This window comes from Streptomyces sp. NBC_00667, from assembly GCF_036226825.1.
Taxonomy (GTDB): Bacteria; Actinomycetota; Actinomycetes; order Streptomycetales; family Streptomycetaceae; genus Streptomyces.
In genome coordinates this window covers 6,476,387-6,497,142 of the sequence record NZ_CP109022.1, presented here as the reverse complement: position 1 = coordinate 6,497,142, position 20,756 = coordinate 6,476,387, and the positions used below count along the sequence as shown (strand labels likewise).

Genomic DNA, 20,756 nt, shown 5'->3' with positions numbered 1-20,756 from the left:
GGGTCGGGCCCGACAGGAGGAGGGCAGGGTGACCGGTACGGCGTCCGAAGGGCTGGTCCTGGTGGCGGACGACGACGCCGCCATCCGTCGCTCGCTGGAGCGCGGGCTGCGGCTGAGCGGCTTCACGGTGCTCCTCGCCGAGGACGGTCCGGGCGCGCTGCGGCTGCTCGCCGACCGGAACCCGGACGTCGTGGTCCTTGACGTGTCGATGCCCGGCCTGACCGGAACCGAGGTCTGCCGCGGCCTGCGGGAGCGGGGCGATGAGACTCCCGTCCTGATGCTGTCGGCGCTCGACGAGCTGGCCGACCGGGTCGCCGGGCTCCAGGCCGGGGCCGACGACTACCTGGTGAAACCGTTCGCACTGGAGGAACTGGTGCTGCGGCTGCACGCCCTGCTGCGGCGCCGGCCGGCCCAGGCCCCGTCGGACGTGCTGAGGGCCGGTCCCCTGGTGGTGGACGAGGCCACCCGCCAGGTGCGCCACGGCGAAGCCGAAGTGCGGCTGACACGGCGGGAGTTCGAGCTGCTCGTGCAGTTCGTGCGCAACACCGGGATCGTCCTCACCCGCGACACGCTGCTGGACCGGGTGTGGGGCTACGACTTCGAGGTGCGCACCGATGCCGTCGACACCTTCGTCAGCTACCTGCGCCGCAAGCTGGAGGAGGGCGGCCGGCCCCGGCTGATCCACACGGTGCGTGGTGTCGGCTTCGTCCTGCGCGTGCCCGACGACCGGAGCCGGCCGTGAAGCTCGCCACCCGCATCGCGCTCTCGGTGACCGTGGTGGTGCCCCTGCTGGTGCTCGCGGCGGGGCTGCTGCTGCTCGGGCTGGTCACCCGCGATCTGCACCAGCAGCAGGACTCCCGGCTGCGGGACCGGGCGTCCGCCGTCCTGCCCGACGTCAGGGCGCTGCTCGCGGCCGACCTGAAGGGCCGCCCGAAGGTGGAGCAGAACCAGCACCGCAAGGTCCTCGGGGACGCCCTCGACGCAGGGATCAGAGTGCGGGGCGCGGACGGGCACGTCGTACTGGAGGGCGGCCCACAGCCCGCGGATCCGGCCCGGCTGCCCGAGCAGACGCCGGACGGGCCCGTCACGGTCCGCTCCAAGGGACACGCCTGGCGGGTGCTGGCCGTCCCGGTGGCCGGGGCGGCGCCGGGCACCCTGTGGCTGGTCACCCCCGCCTCCGCCGCGGACCCGCAGCTCGTCGCCGTGCGCGGCCGGGTCCTGCTGGTCGCGCTGCTGTCGGCCCCCGTAGCGGGCCTGATCGCCTACGGCCTGGCGGGACGCGCCACCGCCTCCGTACGGCGGTTGAGCAGCCGGGCCGCCGCGCTCGACCCGCGGGCGGGCGCCGCGGCCTTCGCGACCGCGCCGGCGAACATCGCCGAGGTGGACGAGCTGAGTGCCGCCATCGGCCAGTTGCTGGCCCGCTACGACGAGCAGGCGCTGCGGACGGCGCAGGCGCTGGAGACCGCCCGTTCCTTCTCCTCCGCCGCTTCGCACGAGCTGCGCACACCGCTGATGAGCATGCGGACGGACCTGGACGTGCTCGCGGCCCACCCGGACCTCTCCCCCGGCGAACGGGCCGAGGTGGTACGTGACCTCCAGAGCGACCACGCCCGGCTGCTGGAGCTGCTGACGGCGCTGGCGATGCTGGCCCGTGGCGACCTGGTGGAGGCGTCCGCGTTCGGCCCGCTGGACCTGGCGGAACTGGTGGACGCGGCGGTGGGCGACACCGGCCGGCGCCGGCCCGGGGCCCGGCTGAGCGCGGAACTCCCCGCCGAGCTGCGGGTCCGGGGCTGGGAAGCCGGGCTGCGGATCCTGCTCGACAACCTGCTGGGCAATGCCGTGACCCACGGGCACCGGCCGGGCGAGCCGCCCGTGGTGGCGGTGCGGCTGCGGGCGGAGGGCGGCTACGCGGTGCTGACCGTGGACGATGGGGGGCCCGGCGTCCCGGCCGGTGAGCGCGAGGCCGTCTTCCGGCGCTTCCACCACCGCCCGGGCAGCCCCGGCTCCGGGCTCGGGCTGACGCTGGTCGCCCAGCAGGTGGCGCTGCACGGGGGTACGGTCACCATCGGCTCGGTGCCGGGTACGGGGGGCGCCCGCTTCGAGGTGCGCCTGCCGTTGCCGGCTGCGGACACTCCGGCTCCGCCGCTCCCCTCCCGCCGGGACTGGATCTCGCGCGGTGACTGAGGGCGGGGCCGGGCCCCCGGCCCGGGCGGCCCGACCAGGACTCCGCGGACCGGGTCCACCCGATCGCCACACCCCGGCCGGGGCCCACAAGAAATCCACAAAGACTCCCCCTACCGTCCTGCACGGCTGGACCGCTCAAGGAGAGCCAGCCAGTCGTACGAAGGGGATACCACCATGCTCCACCACCGTAGGACCGCCGCCGCGATCGGCGCCGTCGCACTGACCGGCGCCCTGTTCGCCGCCGCCCCCGCGCAGGCCGACGCCGGCGCCCCGGGCGCGAGCGCCTCGCCGAAGTCCGCGCCGAAGGGCGACGGCGCCAAGGCGATCTGCAAGCGCCTGCCGAAGACCGAGGACCGCGTCAACGCCGCGGTGACCCGGCTGAACGGCGACGCCACCGTCTCCGGATCGATCGCCCGGCTGGAGCAGCGCGTCAACAACGCCAAGGCCGAGGGGCACACGGAGATCTACACGTACCTCAACGACCGTCTGACGGCCCGCAAGAACCTGCTGCCCACGCTGCAGAAGCGGCAGACGGACCTCAAGGCGGTCAGCACCTGGTGCTCCGCCCAGAAGGCCAAGTGACCGGGCGCGCCGCCGCGGGGCTCGTCGCGCTCGCCGCCGGGGCGGCCCTGCTGCTCACCGGCTGCGGACCGGGCGCGAGCGCCCAGCACAAGGCGCCCCAGTCGGTGTCGGACGACGCCAAGGTCAAGGAAATGCAGGACACACTGGACGCCGCGGACGACGCGGCCGCCCAGGCTGATGCGGACGCCACCCAGAACAACTGAGCGTGTGGGCCATTCGGCTGCGGCGGCGCGCGCGGGCGGCGGGCCCGGGTGAGGCTTGCGATCAGGTCTTCTTCCGGTCTCATGCCTAGGGAAAGGTCTGATCCCATGCCGTTCAGCCATCGCAAGGACCTGGGACTGCTGGCGCTGCGCCTCGGTACGGGCGGCGTGCTCCTCGCGCACGGCGCCCAGAAGCTCTTCGGCTGGTTCGGTGGTGGGGGCCTCGACGGCACCACCAAGGCCATGGAGCACATGGGGTTCGCCCCGGCGCGCCCCAGCGCCATCGCCGCCGGGCTCGGTGAGGCCGGCGGCGGTGCGCTGCTCGTGCTGGGACTGGCCACCCCCGCGGCGGGCGCGGCCGCGGCCGGCGCGATGGCGGGGGCCGTCTCCGTGCACGCGCCCGCCGGGTTCTTCGCCCAGGGCGGCGGTTTCGAGTACCCGGCGTTCCTCGGCTTCGTCGCGGCCGGGCTCGGCCTCGCGGGGCCGGGGCGGTTCTCCCTCGACCACTTCACGCGTCACCGGCTGGACCGGCCGGCCGTGCTGCTGGCGGCGTTCACCGCCAGTGCGGCAGCGGCGACCGTCGTCGTCACCCGTCGCAACGCGGCCGTGGCCGCCGCGGCCGACGAGGGCCTGGACGACGGCGCGTAATGCCCAGGCGATCCGCAGCGCGTCCGGCGCGCCGGGATACGCAGACGGGCGCCCGCATCCGTACGGCTGCCCGCCGGGCCCGCGGCCGGCACCCCGTCCCGGGCCCGCCCACGGTGGCCCCGCTGCTCGTCACGCTGGCCGGGTACGCCTGGCGGATCCTGGTCCTGGCCGCCTTCGCCTACGCCATCTTCGCCGTCCTGGGGCGGTTCCACGAGGTCGCCGTGGCGGTGTTCCTCGGCCTGGTGGTGACGGCGATGCTCCGGCCGCTCGCCGATCTGCTGGCCCGGTGGATGCCGCGGCCGCTGGCCGTCGCCTGCGCCCTGATCGGCAGCATCGTCGTGGTCCTCGGCATCCTGGCGTTCGTCGGGGAGACCGTCGCCAGTGAATGGGACTCGCTGGTGACCGAGTTCAGGGACGGGCTGGCCAGGATCCAGCCGTGGCTGGAGCGCCCGCCGCTGCGGCTGAACGCGGACGCCCTCAGCGACGCGCAGGCCCGTATCGGCGCGTACCTCTCCAGCCACCGTTCGGACATCGTGAACACCGCGGTCACCGGGGCGGGCCGGCTCGTGGAGGTGCTCACCGTCGCGGCGCTTGCCCTGTTCTGCTCGGTCTTCTTCATCCACTCCGGCGACCGGCACTGGCAGTGGTTCTGCAACCAGCTCCCGGTCGGCGCGCGCCACCGGGTCGCCGTGGTCGGCCGTGCCTCGTGGAGCACCTTCACCGGCTACACCCGCGGCATCGTGCTGGTCGCCGGGACCAACGCCATCCTCGTAGGCGTCACCCTGCTGGTGCTGCGCGTGCCGCTCGCCGTGCCGCTCGCGCTGCTGGAGTTCGTCGCGGCGTTCATCCCGCTCATCGGCTCGCCCGTGGCCCTGGCCGTCGCCGCCATCATCGCGCTGGCCACCCGGGGACCCTTGGTCGCGGGGCTGGTGATCGTACTGATCGTGGTGATCGGGCAGATCGAGGGCCATCTGCTGCACCCCCTCGTCATGAGCTGGGCCGTGCGCCTGCACCCGGTGATCGTGGCGCTGTCGGTGATCGCGGGCGCCATCGCCGCCGGGGTGGTGGGGGCGGTGGTCGCGGTTCCGCTGGTCTCGGTCCTGTGGTCGGCCGGCCAGGCGCTGCGCTCCACCGCCCCTACCTGACCTCAGCGGCGGCGGCCTCTGGCCTCCTCGGCGGCGGGACCGAACTGTTCGTCCAGTACCGACAGCCGTCGCCAGTACTCGTCCTCGTCGATCTCCCCGGAGGCGAAACGCCGTCCGAGGACGGCGATCGGCCCCGCCTCACCCGGGGATCCGTGGCCGCCGGAGGAGGGACGGCCCGCGGCCCACGGCCGGCTCCGCCCCACCGTGCGGCGCAGGACCGAGACGACCGTGACGACGACCGCCGCCCAGATCAGCGGGAAGAAGAGGATCCACGGGCCGGGCCCGTCGAATGCCAGCGTGTCCATCTCGTTCAGCTCCTCGGAAGTGGTCCGTGCTTCGCTTCCGAGACTGCCGGGGCCGCCGGCCCGCGTCGTCCTACGGACGGCGGCCGTACGGGTACCCCCGGCGGAGTAGGCCCTCAGCCGAGCCAGCCGGGCCTGACCAGACCGGATTCGTAGGCGAGCACCACCAGCTGTGCCCGGTCGCGCGCGCCCAGCTTGACCATGGTCCGGCTGACGTGGGTCTTCGCGGTGAGCGGGCTGACCACCAGGCGTCGGGCGATCTCCTCGTTGGACAGGCCCATCCCCACCAGCGTCATCACCTCGCGCTCCCGCTCGGTCAGCCGGTCCAGCCCCGCGGCGCCCGGGGCCGGCGCGGGCGCCTTGGACCGCGCCGCGAACTCCGCGATCAGACGGCGCGTCACCCCGGGCGACAGCAGCGCGTCACCGGCCACGACCGCCCGGACGGCCCGCAGGAGCTCCTCCGGTTCGGTGTCCTTGACGAGGAAGCCGGACGCGCCGGAGCGGATCGCCTCGAAGACGTACTCGTCCAGGTCGAAGGTGGTCAGCATGACCACCTTCACCGAGGCCAGGGCCGGGTCCGCGGTGATCGTACGGGTGGCGGCCAGGCCGTCGAGCACGGGCATCCGGATGTCCATCAGGGCGATGTCGGGCGTGAGCGCGCGCACCAGGCGCACGGCCTCGGCCCCGTCGGCGGCCTCGCCCGTGACCTCGATGTCCGGCTGCGCGTCGAGCAGGGCCCGGAACCCGGCCCGGACCAGCTGCTGGTCGTCGGCGAGCAGGACGCGGATCATCCGGCCTCCCCCGATACGGGGCCGGAGGCCAGCGGGAGCCGGGCCCGAACCCGGAACCCGCCGTCGGGGCGCGGCCCGGCCTCCAGGGTGCCGCCCTGGGCGGAGGCCCGCTCGCGCATACCGGTCAGTCCGGTGCCGCTGCCGCCCGCCTCGTCGCCGGTGGCGGGGCCGTCGTCGTCCACGCCGATCTCCAGCCGCCCGGGTCCGCGGCCGATGCGGACCCGGGCGGTGCGGGAGGCGGAGTGGCGGACCACGTTGGTCAGGGCCTCCTGGACGATGCGGAAGGCAGCGAGGTCGGTGGCCGGGGGCAGGGCGCCGGGTTCCCCTTCGACGGTGACGGTGAGCCCGGCCGAGGCCGCCTGTGCGACGAGTTCGGGAAGCCGGCCGAGGCCGGGGGCGGGGGCGCGGGGTGCCTCGCCCGGTGCACGCAGGGTGTCCAGGACCTGCCGGACCTCACCCAGTGCCTCCTTGCTCGCCGCCTTGATGGTGGTCAGCGCGGTACGGGCCTGTTCGCGGTCGGAGTCGAGCAGGGCCAGGCCCACGCCCGCCTGGACGTGGATGACGGAGAGGCTGTGGGCCAGGACGTCGTGGAGTTCACGGGCGATGCGCAACCGCTCCTCGCCGGCCCGGCGGCGTTCGGCGGCCGCCCGCTCGGCGCGGTCGCGGGCCCACTGCTCACGGCGTACGCGGATCAGCTCGCAGGCGGCGAGCAGGGCCGTCACCCAGGCGGTGACGCCGGCCTCGGTCCCCCAGCCGGCGGGGCCGTCGCCCGGCGGCGGGAGCCAGCGGTAGAGCCAGTGCCCGATGAGCAGGTGCCCCGTCCACAGCAGGGCGGCGGCGGTCCAGGCCGCGTACCGGTGGCCGGCCAGGACGGCGGCGAGGCAGGCCAGGGCCAGGCTGAGGAACACCGGGCCGTAGGGGTACCCGCCGGCCAGGTAGGCGAGGGTGACGGCGCAGACGCCCCACAGGACGGGCACGGGGTGGCGGTGGCGCAGGACCAGAAGGGCGGGACCGGCCAGCAGCAGGATCCGGCCCGTCACGCCGAGCGGCTCGCTGCCGGGCTGGAGGCGTGCGGCCCATCCGCTGCCGGTCACGGAGATCACGGCCACCAGGAGCGAGGACCGCCACGGCAGCCCGCCGGGGCCGGTCCGTTCCGCCCGGTCCGCCCACCGCACCGCCCCACGCCGCCGCCACTGCGCCATGCGGCCACGCTAGACGGCCGGGCCCCTGCCCGTCGTCCGCCGGACGGGGTGAGCGGGCGTACTCCCGGGGGAGTACGCCCGGACCGGGCGGCGCGTTCAGTGGGTGGTCAGCGGGTGGTCGGGGGCGAGGACCTGGGCGATGCGGGCGGCCACCGTCTGGCCGGGGTTCTGTTCCGTGGCCTTGGGGCCTTGGGTGGTCGTGACGGCGATGGACAGCTTCTGCGCCGGCAAGTAGGCCTGCACGGCCGCGTAGCCGCTGAACGACGGGTTCTGGATGATCCAGTCGTGGACGACGAGGACGCCGAAGCCGAAGTGCTGCGCGGCGGTGTTCTTGAGGCAGACGTCGGCGGGGCAGGTGCCGGTCTTGCCGCCGAGGCCGACCGTGCCGGGGTCGAGCAGCGTCTTGAGGCCCTGCGGGGAGAGGAGTTCACCGCTGCCGATGGCGCGGGCCGAGCGGGCCAGGTCGCAGATGTTGCTGGTGAGCACCGCGCCGGCCGCGGTCGTCCAGGAGGGGTTCCAGTAGGTGGACTCCTCGTAGACGCCGCGTTCGGACGTGAAGGCGTGCAGCGCGGGGGCCGGGATCTCGGGGGTGAACGCGTTGTGCGTGCCGTTCAGTGCCAGCGGGGTCGCGATCCGCTCGGCCAGCAGCCGGTCCAGGCGGGTGCCGGTGATCTTCTCCAGGGCGACGCCGAGTATCTGGAAGTTGGCGTGCGAGTAGCTCCAGTTGGTGCCCGGCTCGTACCAGAGCGGCGGGGCCGTGGCGATGTCGACGACGTCGGAGAAGGTCCAGTGGCGGAAGGGGGCGGCTTCGAGTGCGGCGAGGAACTTCTTGTCGGTGACGTAGTCGTGGAGTCCGGAGGTGGAACTGCCGAGCATGCGCAGGGTGATCTCGGAGGCGTGGGGCAGTGTGGGCAGCCAGCGCGAGACCGGGTCGTCCAGACCCACCTTGCCTTCGTCCACGAGTTGGAGCAGGACGGTGGCCATGTACTCGATGGCGACGGAACCGGAGCGGAAGTGCATGGCGGGGTCGGCGGGGACGCCCGTCATTGACTCCCCCGTGGCGCCGGTGACGACGTCCCGGTCGCCCGAGAGCACTTTGAAGACCACCGAGTTCAGGTGCAGGTCCTGGGACGCCTGCCGGACGACGTCCCTGACCCGGGCGGCCTGACCGCCCCCGGTCTTCGGCGAGGAGACGCAGGCCTGCGGCGCGCTCGCGGCGGCCGCCGGGGAGGGGATGCCGGTGGGGAGGATCGCGGCGACGATTCCGGCAACGCTGAGCAACGCCGTTCGGGTACGCCTCACGCTCCTCAGTATCAGCGGAAGGTCAGGCCCGCGCCCGTCCACGCCGTCGGGCCCGCGCTTCCACCCCGTCGGGGCCCGCCCGCCCCGCCGTTACGAGGCGGGGCGCCGTTACGAGGCGGGCCGCCCTTACGAGGCGGGCCGCCGCGCCGGGGCGAACCGGTGCAGGAGCGCGTGGAGCAGCACCGCGGCGAGGGTGCCCGCCACGACCCCGCTGCCGAGGACCGTCCGGGCCCAGCCGGGGAACCCCTGGTAGAGGTCGGGTGCGACCACCGGCAGCAGACCGGCCGTCAGGGCCAGTGCCGCGACGGTCGGGTACGCGCTCTCCCCCGGCGCCCCGGCGGCCGCGCCCGGCAGCGCCCGCCCCAGCATGGTGACGCCCATGACCGCGATGATCCCGTAGATCACGAGGGCGGATCCGCCGACGATCGCCGCGGGGATCGCCGCGAGCAGCCGGGAGAGGGGGGCGAGCAGGCCCACCAGGACCAGCAGCACGCCCGCCCCCGCCGTCACGAACCGGCTGCGCACAGCCGTCAGGCGGCCGATGCCGATGTTCTCCGCGCTGGTGACCAGCAGGGACGTGCCGAACAGGGCGCCGAACACGGAGATCAGCGCGTCCGCCCTGGCGACGCGCGGCACGTCGCGGCCGGGGTCGCTGTCCCGGCCCACCGTCTCGCTGTTGAGGACGGTCTGTCCGGTGACCTCCGCCAGGGTGGTGAGGCCGAACACGAGCAGCGGCAGCGCGGCGAGCACGTCGAAGTGCGGCGCCCCGTACGGCAGCAGGTGCGGCAGCGCCAAAGCGCCCGGGCTCCCGTCGCCGGCCGGGGCGAACGCACCCAGCCCGGTGGTGAACGCGATCAGGGTGCCCGCGCCCATGCCGAGCAAGACCGCCGTCTGCCGCCAGACCCCGCGCAGGACCACGAGCAGCAGCACGGTGCAGCCGATGGTGGCTGCGGCCAGGAGCACCGCCGAGGGGGCGGCGTACCCGGGGGTGCCGCGCGGGCCGGTGATCAGCTGGGCGGCCACCCGGATCATCGCGATGCCGATCAGGAGCACCGTGGTGCCCATGACCAGCGGCGGGAAGAGCCTCACGACCCTCGCGTAGAACGGGAGCACGGCGAACAGCAGCGCCGCGGCGAGGAGTACGGACCCGGTGGCCGTCGCGGGACCGTGGTCCCCGGCGATCTGGAGGAAGAGGGCGGTCGCCGCCCCGCCGGGCAGCATGACGAACGGCAGCCGGGCCCCGATCCGCCAGAGCCCGAGGGACTGGAGCAGCGCGCCCGCTCCGCACAGCAGGAGGGTGGCGCTGAGCAGGGACGCGGTGCGGGCGGCGTCGAGTCCGAGGGCCTGACCCGTCAGGAAGGTGGTCGAAACGGGGGCTGCGATCATCGCCAGCACGTGCTGCGCGGACAGCGGTACCAGCCGGCGCAGCGGCACCCGCTCGTCCACGGGCCGCACCGGCTCCGGCGGGCGGGGCGCCGGAGGGGCCGGGGCGCTCACGCCGTGCCCTGCGCGTTCAGCCACGGCAGTTCCTCCGCGGAGTAACGGTAGGCGCGGAAGACGGCGTTGGGCTCGGAGGGGAAGAGCCCGCGTACCTCGGACTCGCGGTAGCCCCCGAAGTACGGGACCACGTACTCCCAGCACAGGTAGCCGTCCGGGGTCACCTCGAAGATCCTGCCGGAGGGCGAGTCCGTGACGAGCGTGTTGCCGCCCGCGAGGCGCTGTGCGCTGCCCATGAAGGGCGCGAAGAACGCCTCGCGCGACGGGTCGTGGTACTCCCAGACGACCTTGCCCGACGACCGCTCGATCTCGATGACGCGTGAGTACGGCACGTCCGAGTGGGGCCGGAAGACGCCGTTGTCGAAGACGAGCAGGTTCCCGCTCGGGAGTTCGGTCGGCGCGTGCTGCTGGGAGACGACACCGGGCTCGGTGCGCCACACGACCTCACCGGTCTCCCGGCTGATGACGACGACGGCGGAAACGCTGCGCAGGCTGGCCAGGACGTTGCCGTCGGCGAGCGGCAGGACGCTGTTGATGAGGGGCCAGTGCTCGCGCGAGTAGGCGGGGTGGAGCGCGTACTCCTCGCGGTCGAGGTGTTCGGCGGCGCTCCACGTCCAGGTCACGGTCCCGTCCGCGTCGACCTCGCGGATGGTGTCGGCCCATACCGTGGCGTCCGTCTCGGAACCGGGCACGCCGCCGCGCACCCCGTCGGCTTCGGCGCCGCGCAGCGGTTCGAGCGCGGTGTACAGGAGGCGGCCGTCGCCGAAGTGGTGCGCGTCGTGGTGCTGGAGGGGGTCCCGGTATTCGCGCAGGACCGTGCCGTCCGGGGCGGCTTCGAGCATGACGCCGCCCCGGTACTTGTGCCACATGGGGAAGAGGGCCGGCTCGCCCGGGAGTACGCCGCTGTAGGCGAGGTTCCCGTTGCCGAGGACGCGGGCGTGGCGGCCGGGGCGGTACGGGAGCTTCCACTGGTGGACGACCGTGCCGTGCGGGTCGATCAGGTACACCTCGCCGTCGCCGGTGAGGGGGGCGAAGAGGGTGTACCCGCCTTCGCTGACGTCGGGGTCGAGGGCGATCAGGCCGGTGCCCCGACGGCGGCGGGCGTTCTGGTCTACTGCGGACATGCCGGTCCTCCTGTGAAACTTTCTTTGATGACACCAACTGGGTTAGAAGGTAGCGGCGGAGTGTTGCGGCACTGTGACGGCCGTGCGAAGCCCCCTCGGGCTTGCGAGAGGATGATCCGCAGAGCGGACCGGAACCGAGGAGTCACGTGAGAGACGAAGCGCCCGCAGCGGCCGCACCACGGATCGGCGCGGGCATCCGCCGCCGACGCAGGAGCCTCGACCTCACCCTGGCGGAGGTGGCCGCCGCGACCGGGCTCTCCTCCCCGTTCCTCAGCCAGGTCGAGAACGACCGGGCCCGCCCCAGCATGCGCTCGCTCCAGCTCATCGCGGACGCCCTGCAGACGACCGCCGTCCAGCTGATGGCCGCCGCCGGAGCCCCGCGCCGGGTGGACGTCGTGCGCGCCGACGCCGACCCCGGACTGGACCCGGCGGCCCGGGTGCGTCCGCTGGTACGCGGCCACCACCAGATGCACGCACTGGAGTTCACCGGGGACCACGACGCGGACCGGGCGTTCGAGCACCGCAACGACGAGCTGATGTACGTCGCCGACGGCTCCGTGGAGGTCGAGGCGGACGGCCGCACACACCACCTGGGCCGGGGCGACACCCTTTACCTCTCGGGCGGCGTCCGCCACCGCTGGCGCGCCCTCGAACAGGGCACGCGCGTGCTGCTCGTCGCCGTGGCCGACCACATCGAGGCCGCCCCGGACCCCCGCGCCTGACCCGGCCCGACCCGCCGGGGCCCGGCCCGCCCGCACCGCCCCCGCACGCGCCACTCCGGTTACTCGCGAGGAAAGCCCAGATGTGGCTATGGTGAGCGCCCTCGGTCCAAAACTCCTTCGGATCGCAAGGAGAAGCGCGTCTTCGCGCGCTGATCGAAGGGCAACCTGCCAATCCAGGGCCCATGTTCCAGTGCGGAGCGACGTGGTGTCGGCAACACCGCCCGGCGTCGGCCCGGTACGAGCCGGCTTGCCCTCGCCCCGACATCCACGGGGCTGGAGGGCGGCGGTCTTCTCATTCACCTACCTCGCGAAGGCAAGGCAGAGATGGCACGAGCCACCCGACAGTCCTCCCGGCACCAGCAGACGCATCCCGTCGACGAGTTGCTGCCGTTCCCCCGACTCGCCCTGTACGGCTTCCAGCACGTCCTCGCCTTCTACGCGGCGGCCGTCATCGTTCCCGTCCTCCTCGGCGGCGCCCTCGGGCTCACCCGCCCAGAACTCGTCCACCTCATCAACGCGGACCTTCTGACCTGCGGGATCGCCACGATCATCCAGGCGCTCGGGATCTGGAAGATAGGCGCCCGGCTGCCGCTGGTCCAGGGCGTCACCTTCACCGCCGTCTCCCCCATGATCGCCATCGGCCTCGGGGCGGGCGGCGGCACCGCCGGACTGCTCGTCGTGTACGGCGCGGTGATCACCGCGGGCATCGCCACCTTCCTGTTCGCGCCCGTGTTCAGCAAGCTGGTCCCGTACTTCCCTCCCGTCGTCATCGGTACGATCCTCACGATCATCGGCATCACCCTCATCCCGGTGGCCCTCCAGGACGCGGCCGGCGGGGCGCGCCTGATCGGCACCCCCGCCTACGGCGAGCCGAGGAACCTCGCGTACGCCCTGGGCACCCTGCTCTTCATCCTGGCCGTGGCCCGGGTCGGCAAGCCGTTCCTGAGCAGCGTCGCCGTGCTGCTCGGCCTGGTCGGCGGTACCGCCGTCGCCTGGGTGCTGGGGGACGCCGACTTCTCGGCGGTGGGCGACACCGACTGGTTCGGGGTCACCACCCCGTTCCACTACGGCATGCCGCGCTTCGAACCGCTGCCGATGATCGCCATGCTCGTCGTCATGCTGATCACGATGGTGGAGACCACCGGCGACGTGTACGCCATCGGCGAGATCACCCGCAAGCGGGTCGACACCGACACGGTCGCCAGGGCGCTGCGGGCCGACGGCGCCGCGACGCTGCTCGGCGGGATCCTCAACTCGTTCCCGTACGTGGCGTTCGCCGAGAACATCGGCCTGGTGCGCATGTCCAAGGTGATGAGCCGGTACGTGGTCGTCGCGGCCGGGGTGTTCATGGTCGCGCTGGGGCTGCTTCCCAAGGCGGGCAGCCTGGTCGCCTCGATCCCGAATCCGGTTCTGGGCGGGGCCGCGCTCTCCATGTTCGGCATGGTGGCGGCGGTCGGCATCCAGATCCTGGGAAAGGTCGACCTGCGCGAGGAGCGCAACGCCCTGATCCTGGCGGTCAGTCTGGGCGCCGCGCTGCTGCCGACCACCGTGGCGCCGTTCTTCGCGCGGATGCCGGACGACGTCAGGGCCGTGCTCGACAGCGGCATCACGCTGGGCGCGTTGACGGCGATTTCCCTGAACCTGCTCTTCAACGTCTTCACCAGCCGCTCCACGATGGAGATCGCCTGGGACGAAGCGGAGGACGAGGTGCCGCTCCAGCCGCGTTACGCGCCGGGCGCCGGCTGACCCCCTGTCCGGGCGATCCTCGGGCCCCGCGGCCGAAGGGCCGGGAGGGACCCGTGGGTCCGTCCCGGCCCGCTCGGCGGCTCAGCGGCCGCCGAGCGGGAACGGCGGCGCCTCGCCCGCCTCGCCGAGCAACTCCCAGAAGTGGTCGACGAGCCGGCGCAGGTACGCGGACCGCTCGGCGGCGATCTCCTTGAGCCGGGCGTCGTCGTTGCGGGCCACGAGGTGGCCCATGTACCGCTCGGCGAAGTCCGAGAACTCGGCGTGCATCGTGCGGAGCGCGTCCCCCACGCTCGTCGCGTCGACCACGACGATTTCCGCCACCGGCCCCACGTAGGCCTTCCATCGGCCCTCGACGGCCGTGCGGAGCAGACCGGCCAGTTCGCCTTCCCGGCCCATGAGCCCGGTCAGCGCGCGCAGTGACAGGCCCAGCGCTTCCACCAGCGCTCGGGTCTGCCAGGTGTCCCCGTGCCAGGTCCGTCCGGCCTCCGCCGCGCGGTACTCGTCCGGGTCCATGCCTATGCGGTGGCCCAGCCGTTCGACCGTCAGCTGGCGGGCGAGGCGGAACTCGGCGAGGGTGCGCGGCGTGACGCCCATCAGCGTCGTGGTGTCGCACCACAGGGCGTTGGCGAGAGCGAAGAGCTGCTGGTCGGTCGGCGCGTAGGAGCCGACTTCCCAAGCGGCGACCAGTTCGGGGTGGACGGGGGTGCCGCAGGCCGCCATCGACCGGGCGACCTGCGCGGGCGTCAGGCCCACGCGTTCGCGTGCGGAGCGGGCCTCGGCGGGGGAGAACGGAGTGCTGTACACGTACAAGACACCTCGCAACGCCTCGAAGCGCGGAGCGTCCGAGGGGAGACGGATCGGTGGATGAACATCCAGGAGCGGGCACACTAACATGCGTTTCCGCCGGTATTACCGGCCGTACCCCTTGGAAATGAAGGTGTGATCCGTGCTCCGGTCGGTTCAGGTGCCGATGGTGTCCCGTACGCCGTCCAGTGCCTCTTCGAGGGTCGGTGCGATCAGCTCGTGGCCGGTGAACCCGTCGTCCGTACCGGGATCCACGGTCCAACCCCACCCGGAGGAGTCGTCGCCGTCGATGGTGGCGGTGTGCTCGCCGCTGGTCACCGTGATGGTCAGGTTCCCGGCCGGAAGGGTGGTCACAGCAGCGTGCGCCTCCTCGCCCAGGATCCGGCGGACGGCGTCACGGGCGGTCTCTGCGGTGGTCATGTGCGGGCCTCCTCGCAGGCGGCGGGTACCGGTACCCCTCCAGTACACCCCGCGCCGACCGGCGCCGCGTGCGGGCGCGGGAGGGGCGGCCACGGCATGGTGCCGCGGCCGCCCCGGCCGTCAGCCGCGGGGCGCGGGCCGGCCCGAGCCGCGGGTGAGGCGGTACCCGGCGATGCCGGCGAGGCCGCCGAGCAGTCCCCCGGCCGCGGTCCAGATCCACCGGTCGGACCACCAGCCCCCGGCCCAGCCGTCCTCCGGCTGCGTGCCGGCCGCGGTCGGCCGCGCCGCGGTGATGCCGGGGACCAGCGGCGCGGCCAGGGCGCCGTCCACGGCGTATGCTCCGCCCAGGTCCTTCGCGTCGGCCTTCACCTGCGCCCGTACGGGCTGGCCGAGGTCCTCCTGCGCCAGGTCGGTGACCGTCAGGCGCAGGTAGTACGTGCCGGGCAGCGGGTCGTCGGACCACGTGTCGGCTCCGGTACGGACCGGGCGCAGCGTGCAGGACAGTTCCAGCCTGGCGCTCTCCTTGGGTGCCGGGGCCGCCTGGACCCCGTACATGCAGGGCTGGCGGCGGCGCAGCCCGTCGTAGACGTCGATCCGCCACGTGGAGGTGGCGTGCCGGGAGGCGGACGGCGGCAGCGCCACCTTGGCCCGGACCGTGCTCCGCTGCCCCGCGTCGAGCGGGAAGGACCAGTAGAGGTAGTCACCCGTGGAGGCGTCGGCGGTGGCCTCCTGGCCGAGCTTGACCGGTGTGGCGGTACGGAAGGCGGTACCCGCCTCGGTCGGTCCGGCGGCGGAACCGCTGGGCTTGGGCGAGGGGCTGTCGGCCAGGGCGGTGCCCGCCGGACCGAGCAGGGCGGCGCCGGTCAGCAGGGCGGCGGCCAGTACGCGTACGGCAGGCATCAGTTGGTCCTCCAGACCGAGATACGCCAGCGGGAGATCCAGCCCCAGACCAGACCGGCGACGAGGCCGGCGAGGACCAGCACGCCGAGCAGCCACCAGCCCCGGCCGAGACCGAAGGCAGCCGCGTCGGACGCGTGGCCCGGGCCGTCGACCAGGTCGATCGTCAGCTCCAGCGGCATGCCCGGGGTGGTCTTCACCGACGCGGGAGCCGAGAAGGAGTTGCTGACCTGGAGGCAGACGGTCTCGGACGCCGTTTCGGCGTTGCCGTCCGCGTCGTCGAGGACGGCCTTCGGGTAGCGCAGGCCCGTGGAGATCAGGTCGGTGCGTCCGTCGCCCGCCTCGGAGCCGCGGACGATCTCCCGCCCGTGCACGGTCGACGCGCGCAGCATCACGCCGTAGTCGTTGTTGACGGCGCGGTCCGCGGCGAGGCTGACCGAGGCGCGCAGTTCCTGGCCGGGCTTGACGTCGACCTTGTACCAGCGGTGCTCGCCGAAGGTCTCGCGGTCACTGTAGAGGCCCGCGCCCAGCTTCGGCGCGTTCCGGCACTCCTTGGCGCCTTGGGCGGCGACCGGGGTGACGACCGGAGCGGCCGCGCGGTCCACGAGTTGCCGTACGCGACCGGAGAGTTCGTCCTTGTGCTGTACGGAGGTGTAGGTGCCGCCGGTGGCCTCGGCGATGCAGACGAGCTGGTCGCGCGTCTTGGCGTCCGGGACGAGGCCGAGGGTGTCGATGGTCAGGTGGATGCCCTGGGCGGCGATGTCCCGGGCCACTTCGCACGGGTCGAGCGGGGCGCAGGTGTCCTCGCCGTCGGTGATGAGCACGATCCGCCGGGTGGCGTCACCGCCCTTGAGGTCGTCGGCTGCTCCCAGCAGGGCCGGGCCGATCGGCGTCCAGCCGGTGGGGGCGAGGGTGGCCACCGCCGTCTTCGCCTCGGTCCGGTTGAGGGGGCCGACGGGGTAGAGCGCCTTGGTGTCCTTGCAGCCGACGTTGCGGTCGTCGCCCGGGTAGGTGGCGCCCAGGGTCCTTATGCCGAGCCGTACTTCGTCGGGCACGGCGTCGAGCACCTCGTTGAACGCCTGCTTCGCCGCGGACATCCGGGACTGGCCGTCGATGTCGGTGGCCCGCATGGAACCGCTGACGTCCAGGACCAGTTCGACCTTGGGGGGTTCCTTGGATACGGGTTCGCCGGCGGAGGCGGTCGCCGGGAGGAGCCCGACGACCAGTGTGGCCAGCAGGCCACAGGCCCCGGCCGCCACCCATTTTCTTGTGATCATCGCCGGATCGTATTGAGGATGGTCCGCCAAACCAAAACGCCCGGGCAGGAGTCCTACGGGGTGTTCGCCGGGAAGGCCTCGGCGAGGACGCTGTCGAACAGGGCGATCACGTCGGGCGCGCCGAGGCCCTCTTCGCGCGCTTCCCGCATCCAGGTGGTGAGGCCGCCGCGCAGCCGTGACTCCTGCTGCGCAGCGGCCGGTCGGGGAGCGTGCGTGACGAACGTGCCGGCGCCCTGGCGGACTTCGACCAGGCCGGCGCGTTCCAGTTCGCGGTAGGCCTTGAGGGTGGTGTTGGGGTTGACCTTGGTGGCCGCGGCGACCTGCGCGGCGGTGGGCAGCTTGTCGCCCTCGGTCAACGCTCCCATGCGCAGGGCCAGTTCCACCTGCCGGACGATCTGCAGGTAGGCGGGCAGCCCGCCGCGCCGTTCGATGTGGAATACGACCATGGTGCCCGCCTCCTTCTTGCCGTGTGGTGGTTCGTAGCCTATGGCGTGAGCGGGGCGCGGCGCAGACGCCAGAAGAACAGGGCGATGAGGACCGCGCTCGCCGCCACCAGCACCGCGGTGGCCGTCCACTCCATGCCCATCCGCTGGTCGTCGCCGAAGTAGTCCCAGACCGAGTTGACGATGCCCAGGCGCGCCCGGCAGGCCTCGGGGGAGGCGTCGTGGACGCAGGTGCCCCATCCGTAGAGCTTCCCGGAAGCGGTGCCCACCCACTGGTCGACCTGCACCACGTGGTCGAGCGCGGCCGGCACGTCGGTGCCGAACGGGAAGGAGATCCTGCGGGGCGTCGCCAGGTCGTCCTTGAACACGTCACCCGCGACCATGGCCGCCCACGAGGCCAGGAGGGTCAGGACGATCGCGCTCACCGCGCGGCGGGTCAGCGCCCCGATGAGGAGGCCGAGGGAGGAGGTGAAGAGCGCGGTCGCCACCAGGACCGGGGCCGAAGCATCGAAAGCGGCGTCGTGCAGCCAGTCGGTACCCGCGAAGGGGCCGATGGAGTCGCGCCACCAGCCGAAGAGCAGGCCCAGCGGCAGGGTCGTGACGGTGACGAGGGTCAGCGCGAAGCCGGCTTTCGCCAGGAGCCACCTGTCCCGGGGCACGGACTGGGTGGTGACCAGACGCGCGGTGCCGTGCTCCAGGTCGGGGGCGATGAGCGCGGCCCCCAGGCACGCCCCCAGCAGGGCGGGCAGCGAGGCAAGGGTGCTCGCCGCGGAGTCGAAGCGGTTGGTGACCCGGTTCAGGAGATCACCGTCGAGGGAGTCGGCGGATCCGGCGGGCCAGCCGGCACCGTGCAGGGTGTCGAGCATCGCGCCTCGCTGGTACAGGATCCAGGCGGCGCCGAGGACGGTCACGGCGAGGCAGGCGAGCAGGGCGGTCCGGTGCTGGCGCACCATCAGCCAGAGCAGCCCGCGGGGCCCGCGGCGCCGGACGTCCCGGCTGTCCCGGACGGCCTCGGTGTGGGTGGGCGTGGTCATGCCGCGTGGTCCTCTCGCTGTGCGGGCGCCGCCGTCGGGGCGATCAGCGCGGGGGCCCGGGGTGAGCGGAGGTAGCCGAGGAGCACGTCCTCCATACCTGGCTCGGTGAGCTGCCATTCCTCGTCCAGCGGCCCTTGGCGCAGCACGAGGGCGGTGAACTGCCGGCCGGCGGTGCGGGTCTCGATGACGGTGTGGGCGCCGAGCGCGTCGGGAAGGGCGCCCTCGGGGGTGGTCAGGCCGGTGACCAGCGTGTGCATGGGCACGAGTTCGTCGGTTTCACCAGCCATGCGGACGCGTCCGGCATCGAGGACGAGCAGGAAGTCGCACATCTGCTCCAGCTCGCCGAGGAGGTGCGAGGACATCAGGACGGTCGTGCCGTGTTCGGCGGCCTCGGACATCAGCAGTGCGCCCATCTCGTCCCGGGCGACGGGGTCCAGGTCGGCCATCGGCTCGTCGAGCAGGAGCAGTTCGGGGCGTTTGCCGAAGGCGAGCGCGAAGGCGACGCGGGTGCGCTGGCCTCCCGACAGCTCGCCGACGCGGGCGCCCGGCGGGACCTGTCCCGCCCGCACGATCCGTTCGGCGACGGCCCGGTCCCAGCCGGGGTTGAGCTCCTCACCCATGCGCAGCGTCTGGGCGACCGTGAAGCGTTTGAACAACGGCTTGTCCTGGGCCAGGCAGGCCCAGCGGGGCATCGCGGCGGGCTCGCCGGCCGGCGCCCCGAAGATCCGCAGTTCCCCGGCCGAAGGCTGGGTGAGACGGGTCGCCAGGCTCAGCAGCGTGCTCTTGCCCGCCCCGTTGGGTCCCACGAGGGCGCAGATGCGACCGGCGGGGATCCGGAACGAGCAGTCGCGCAGCGCCCACCCCCGGCGGTACTTCTTCCCCAGCCCGTGCGCTTCGAGCGCCCACCGGGCGCCGGCGGAACCGGGAACGGTCATCTCCCCCACGCCTCTCCCCCTCCATGATTCCATTAAATGATTAATGGAATCATGGAGGGGGACGCCGGGCCTGTCAAACGACCACCGTCAAACGGGCCCGTCACCCCGCCGCCGGAGCGGCGGGGTGACGGGCCCGTGGGTCAGGGCGTGCCGAGGGTCAGTCGTTGACGCAGACGGTGCCGCCCGCCGGGTTCAGCGCACCGATGATGTTGATCGAGTTGCCGCAGACGTTGATCGGGATGTGGATCGGGATCTGGACCACGTTGCCGGAGAGCACTCCCGGCGAACCGACGGCGATACCCTCCGCATTGGCGTCGGCAGAGGCCGCCGAGGCTCCGCCCACCACCAGGGCACCGGCGGCAAGAGCCATCGCGACACTCTTCAGAACACGCGACACGAGGTGTCTCCTTCAGATGCATCCAGCGACCCGCGAGGTGCGCGTCGCACGGCCCGGTTCAGGTCCGCACTCCTTCATTCGTCTGCTGCCGGGTCCCGGCTTTACTCATGGAGCCGCTTTCCCGCGAAGGGATGAGCCCGACCGGCGCAGCCTCAAACACGCGTCCGGATCCTTCCGCCACGGATGGCGGTGTGCGCCACAGCGGCCCCGGTGGCTGTGTGGCCGTACGCCATGGGCGCCGCCCGGCGCCGCGCCTACTGTGTGCAGCCATGACGAGCACACATCCCGCCCCCTCCGCCGCCGGTCTGCGCGGGCGGGTGGCCCTGGTGACCGGCGGCGGCAGCGGCATCGGGCGGGCCTGCGCCCTCGCCCTGGCCGCGGCCGGCGCGACCGTACACGTGGTGGACATCGCCGAGGAGGCCGCGAAGACCGTGGCGGCGTCGATCGGCGGCCGGGCGCACGCCGTGGACCTCGCGGACGCGGCGGCGATCGGCGCCCTGCCCCGCGCGGTGGACGTCCTGGTCAACAGTGCGGGGCTCCAGCACGTCGCCCCGATCACGGAGTTCGCCCCGGAGCGCTTCGCCCTCATCCAGCAGGTCATGGTGACGGCGCCGTTCCTGCTGCTGCGCCACGTACTGCCGCACATGTACGCGGGCGGCTGGGGCCGGGTCGTCAACATCTCCAGCGTGCACGGGCTGCGCGCCAGCGCCTACAAATCGGCCTACGTGGCCGCGAAGCACGCTCTGGAGGGGCTGAGCAAGGTCGCCGCGCTGGAGGGCGCCGCGTACGGCGTCACCAGCAACTGCGTGAGCCCGGGCTATGTCCGCACTCCCCTGGTGGAAGGACAGATCCAGGACCAGGCACTGGCCCACGGGGTCAGCGCCGAGGACGTGCTGAGCGAGGTGCTGCTCGCCCGGTCCCCCGTCAAACGGCTCATCGAGCCGGAAGAGGTGGCCTCGGCGGCACTCATGCTGTGCGGGCCGCACTCCGGCTCCATCACGGGCACCTCCTTGGTCATCGACGGCGGCTGGACCGCCCGCTGACGACCTGTCGAGGCGTCCTCCGCGACGCGGGGACCGACCTCACCACTTGCAGCTGATCAGC

General features: G+C 73.2%; 23 protein-coding genes. 9 read left to right on the top strand and 14 right to left on the bottom strand.

The annotated features are described in order from the left end of the window. The first annotated feature begins 28 nt into the window (after positions 1-28). The 6 genes from OHA81_RS29470 to OHA81_RS29445 all read left to right on the top strand — a co-directional run bounded on the left by OHA81_RS29470 (position 29) and on the right by OHA81_RS29445 (position 4,759). On the top strand, positions 29-742 hold the full coding sequence (locus OHA81_RS29470) for a response regulator transcription factor (RefSeq protein ID WP_329200920.1): 714 nt from the start codon (positions 29-31) through the stop codon (positions 740-742). Beyond that, positions 739-2,184, top strand: a complete 1,446-nt coding sequence (locus OHA81_RS29465; protein ID WP_329200918.1) for a sensor histidine kinase — start codon at positions 739-741, stop codon at positions 2,182-2,184. The genes OHA81_RS29470 and OHA81_RS29465 overlap by 4 nt, the downstream gene beginning before the upstream one ends. 174 nt (positions 2,185-2,358) lie before the next feature. Next, positions 2,359-2,766, top strand: a complete 408-nt coding sequence (locus tag OHA81_RS29460; RefSeq protein ID WP_329200916.1) for a hypothetical protein — start codon at positions 2,359-2,361, stop codon at positions 2,764-2,766. Next, on the top strand, positions 2,763-2,969 hold the full coding sequence (locus tag OHA81_RS29455) for a hypothetical protein (RefSeq protein WP_329200915.1): 207 nt from the start codon (positions 2,763-2,765) through the stop codon (positions 2,967-2,969). The genes OHA81_RS29460 and OHA81_RS29455 overlap by 4 nt, the downstream gene beginning before the upstream one ends. 105 nt (positions 2,970-3,074) lie before the next feature. Further along, positions 3,075-3,614 carry a DoxX family protein gene (locus tag OHA81_RS29450; protein WP_329200913.1) on the top strand — a complete coding sequence of 180 codons (540 nt, stop codon included), beginning with the start codon at positions 3,075-3,077 and terminating at the stop codon, positions 3,612-3,614. Further along, a complete protein-coding gene (locus OHA81_RS29445) occupies positions 3,614-4,759 on the top strand; it encodes an AI-2E family transporter (RefSeq protein ID WP_329200911.1) in 1,146 nt (381 codons plus the stop codon). The genes OHA81_RS29450 and OHA81_RS29445 overlap by 1 nt, the downstream gene beginning before the upstream one ends. A gap of 2 nt (positions 4,760-4,761) precedes the next feature. On the opposite strand, the gene OHA81_RS29440 is transcribed toward OHA81_RS29445, so the two are convergent. From OHA81_RS29440 to OHA81_RS29415, 6 genes are all read right to left on the bottom strand, one after another. After that, the gene (locus OHA81_RS29440; RefSeq protein ID WP_329200909.1) at positions 4,762-5,064 is read right to left on the bottom strand and encodes an SHOCT domain-containing protein; all 303 of its coding nucleotides are present in this window, start codon (positions 5,062-5,064) and stop codon (positions 4,762-4,764) included. Between the two features lie 113 nt (positions 5,065-5,177). Then, positions 5,178-5,852: a response regulator transcription factor gene (locus tag OHA81_RS29435; RefSeq protein ID WP_329200908.1), complete on the bottom strand. Its 675-nt coding sequence runs from the start codon at positions 5,850-5,852 to the stop codon at positions 5,178-5,180. Then, on the bottom strand, positions 5,849-7,054 hold the full coding sequence (locus tag OHA81_RS29430; protein ID WP_329200906.1) for a sensor histidine kinase: 1,206 nt from the start codon (positions 7,052-7,054) through the stop codon (positions 5,849-5,851). The genes OHA81_RS29435 and OHA81_RS29430 overlap by 4 nt, the downstream gene beginning before the upstream one ends. A 96-nt stretch (positions 7,055-7,150) precedes the next feature. Beyond that, the gene (locus tag OHA81_RS29425) at positions 7,151-8,356 is read right to left on the bottom strand and encodes a serine hydrolase domain-containing protein (RefSeq protein WP_329200904.1); all 1,206 of its coding nucleotides are present in this window, start codon (positions 8,354-8,356) and stop codon (positions 7,151-7,153) included. A 126-nt stretch (positions 8,357-8,482) separates the two neighbouring features. Continuing rightward, positions 8,483-9,877 carry a uracil-xanthine permease family protein gene (locus OHA81_RS29420; RefSeq protein WP_329200902.1) on the bottom strand — a complete coding sequence of 465 codons (1,395 nt, stop codon included), beginning with the start codon at positions 9,875-9,877 and terminating at the stop codon, positions 8,483-8,485. Next, complete coding sequence (locus OHA81_RS29415; protein WP_329200900.1) at positions 9,850-10,977, bottom strand: aryl-sulfate sulfotransferase; 1,128 nt, start codon at positions 10,975-10,977, stop codon at positions 9,850-9,852. The genes OHA81_RS29420 and OHA81_RS29415 overlap by 28 nt, the downstream gene beginning before the upstream one ends. A 146-nt stretch (positions 10,978-11,123) precedes the next feature. Here OHA81_RS29415 and OHA81_RS29410 point away from each other — a divergent pair, with 146 nt between their 5' ends. Both OHA81_RS29410 and OHA81_RS29405 read left to right on the top strand, forming a co-directional pair. Then, positions 11,124-11,699, top strand: a complete 576-nt coding sequence (locus tag OHA81_RS29410) for a helix-turn-helix domain-containing protein (protein ID WP_329200898.1) — start codon at positions 11,124-11,126, stop codon at positions 11,697-11,699. A 324-nt stretch (positions 11,700-12,023) separates the two neighbouring features. Further along, positions 12,024-13,445, top strand: a complete 1,422-nt coding sequence (locus OHA81_RS29405; protein ID WP_329200896.1) for a nucleobase:cation symporter-2 family protein — start codon at positions 12,024-12,026, stop codon at positions 13,443-13,445. A gap of 81 nt (positions 13,446-13,526) precedes the next feature. On the opposite strand, the gene OHA81_RS29400 is transcribed toward OHA81_RS29405, so the two are convergent. From OHA81_RS29400 to OHA81_RS29365, 8 genes are all read right to left on the bottom strand, one after another. After that, positions 13,527-14,249, bottom strand: coding sequence for a helix-turn-helix transcriptional regulator (locus OHA81_RS29400; protein ID WP_329200894.1), 723 nt, complete (start codon positions 14,247-14,249; stop codon positions 13,527-13,529). Between the two features lie 156 nt (positions 14,250-14,405). Next, the gene (locus OHA81_RS29395; protein ID WP_329200892.1) at positions 14,406-14,669 is read right to left on the bottom strand and encodes a hypothetical protein; all 264 of its coding nucleotides are present in this window, start codon (positions 14,667-14,669) and stop codon (positions 14,406-14,408) included. Positions 14,670-14,789: 120 nt separating this feature from the next. Then, positions 14,790-15,569: a hypothetical protein gene (locus tag OHA81_RS29390; RefSeq protein WP_329200890.1), complete on the bottom strand. Its 780-nt coding sequence runs from the start codon at positions 15,567-15,569 to the stop codon at positions 14,790-14,792. Continuing rightward, complete coding sequence (locus OHA81_RS29385; protein ID WP_329200888.1) at positions 15,569-16,843, bottom strand: VWA domain-containing protein; 1,275 nt, start codon at positions 16,841-16,843, stop codon at positions 15,569-15,571. The genes OHA81_RS29390 and OHA81_RS29385 overlap by 1 nt, the downstream gene beginning before the upstream one ends. 53 nt (positions 16,844-16,896) lie before the next feature. Next, positions 16,897-17,289 carry a GntR family transcriptional regulator gene (locus tag OHA81_RS29380; RefSeq protein ID WP_329200886.1) on the bottom strand — a complete coding sequence of 131 codons (393 nt, stop codon included), beginning with the start codon at positions 17,287-17,289 and terminating at the stop codon, positions 16,897-16,899. 38 nt (positions 17,290-17,327) lie between these two features. Then, a complete protein-coding gene (locus OHA81_RS29375) occupies positions 17,328-18,320 on the bottom strand; it encodes an ABC transporter permease (RefSeq protein ID WP_329200884.1) in 993 nt (330 codons plus the stop codon). Next, entirely contained in the window at positions 18,317-19,255 is a 939-nt protein-coding gene (locus tag OHA81_RS29370) for an ABC transporter ATP-binding protein (RefSeq protein WP_329202606.1), read from the bottom strand. The genes OHA81_RS29375 and OHA81_RS29370 overlap by 4 nt, the downstream gene beginning before the upstream one ends. A 157-nt stretch (positions 19,256-19,412) precedes the next feature. Continuing rightward, a complete protein-coding gene (locus OHA81_RS29365; protein ID WP_329200882.1) occupies positions 19,413-19,652 on the bottom strand; it encodes a chaplin in 240 nt (79 codons plus the stop codon). 269 nt (positions 19,653-19,921) lie between these two features. Here OHA81_RS29365 and OHA81_RS29360 point away from each other — a divergent pair, with 269 nt between their 5' ends. After that, entirely contained in the window at positions 19,922-20,695 is a 774-nt protein-coding gene (locus tag OHA81_RS29360; RefSeq protein ID WP_329200880.1) for a 3-hydroxybutyrate dehydrogenase, read from the top strand. Positions 20,696-20,756 lie beyond the last annotated feature (61 nt).

Excerpts from the sequence above, each read along its gene's own strand:
- OHA81_RS29460 (WP_329200916.1), top strand. The coding sequence starts at position 2,359 with ATGCTCCACCACCGTAGGACCGCCGCCGCGATCGGCGCCGTCGCACTG.
- OHA81_RS29450 (WP_329200913.1), top strand. The coding sequence starts at position 3,075 with ATGCCGTTCAGCCATCGCAAGGACCTGGGACTGCTGGCGCTGCGCCTC.
- OHA81_RS29445 (WP_329200911.1), top strand. The coding sequence starts at position 3,614 with ATGCCCAGGCGATCCGCAGCGCGTCCGGCGCGCCGGGATACGCAGACG.
- OHA81_RS29440 (WP_329200909.1), bottom strand. The coding sequence starts at position 5,064 with ATGGACACGCTGGCATTCGACGGGCCCGGCCCGTGGATCCTCTTCTTC.
- OHA81_RS29435 (WP_329200908.1), bottom strand. The coding sequence starts at position 5,852 with ATGATCCGCGTCCTGCTCGCCGACGACCAGCAGCTGGTCCGGGCCGGG.
- OHA81_RS29430 (WP_329200906.1), bottom strand. The coding sequence starts at position 7,054 with ATGGCGCAGTGGCGGCGGCGTGGGGCGGTGCGGTGGGCGGACCGGGCG.
- OHA81_RS29415 (WP_329200900.1), bottom strand. The coding sequence starts at position 10,977 with ATGTCCGCAGTAGACCAGAACGCCCGCCGCCGTCGGGGCACCGGCCTG.
- OHA81_RS29405 (WP_329200896.1), top strand. The coding sequence starts at position 12,024 with ATGGCACGAGCCACCCGACAGTCCTCCCGGCACCAGCAGACGCATCCC.
- OHA81_RS29395 (WP_329200892.1), bottom strand. The coding sequence starts at position 14,669 with ATGACCACCGCAGAGACCGCCCGTGACGCCGTCCGCCGGATCCTGGGC.
- OHA81_RS29390 (WP_329200890.1), bottom strand. The coding sequence starts at position 15,569 with ATGCCTGCCGTACGCGTACTGGCCGCCGCCCTGCTGACCGGCGCCGCC.
- OHA81_RS29385 (WP_329200888.1), bottom strand. The coding sequence starts at position 16,843 with ATGATCACAAGAAAATGGGTGGCGGCCGGGGCCTGTGGCCTGCTGGCC.
- OHA81_RS29380 (WP_329200886.1), bottom strand. The coding sequence starts at position 17,289 with ATGGTCGTATTCCACATCGAACGGCGCGGCGGGCTGCCCGCCTACCTG.
- OHA81_RS29375 (WP_329200884.1), bottom strand. The coding sequence starts at position 18,320 with ATGACCACGCCCACCCACACCGAGGCCGTCCGGGACAGCCGGGACGTC.
- OHA81_RS29370 (WP_329202606.1), bottom strand. The coding sequence starts at position 19,255 with ATGACCGTTCCCGGTTCCGCCGGCGCCCGGTGGGCGCTCGAAGCGCAC.
- OHA81_RS29360 (WP_329200880.1), top strand. The coding sequence starts at position 19,922 with ATGACGAGCACACATCCCGCCCCCTCCGCCGCCGGTCTGCGCGGGCGG.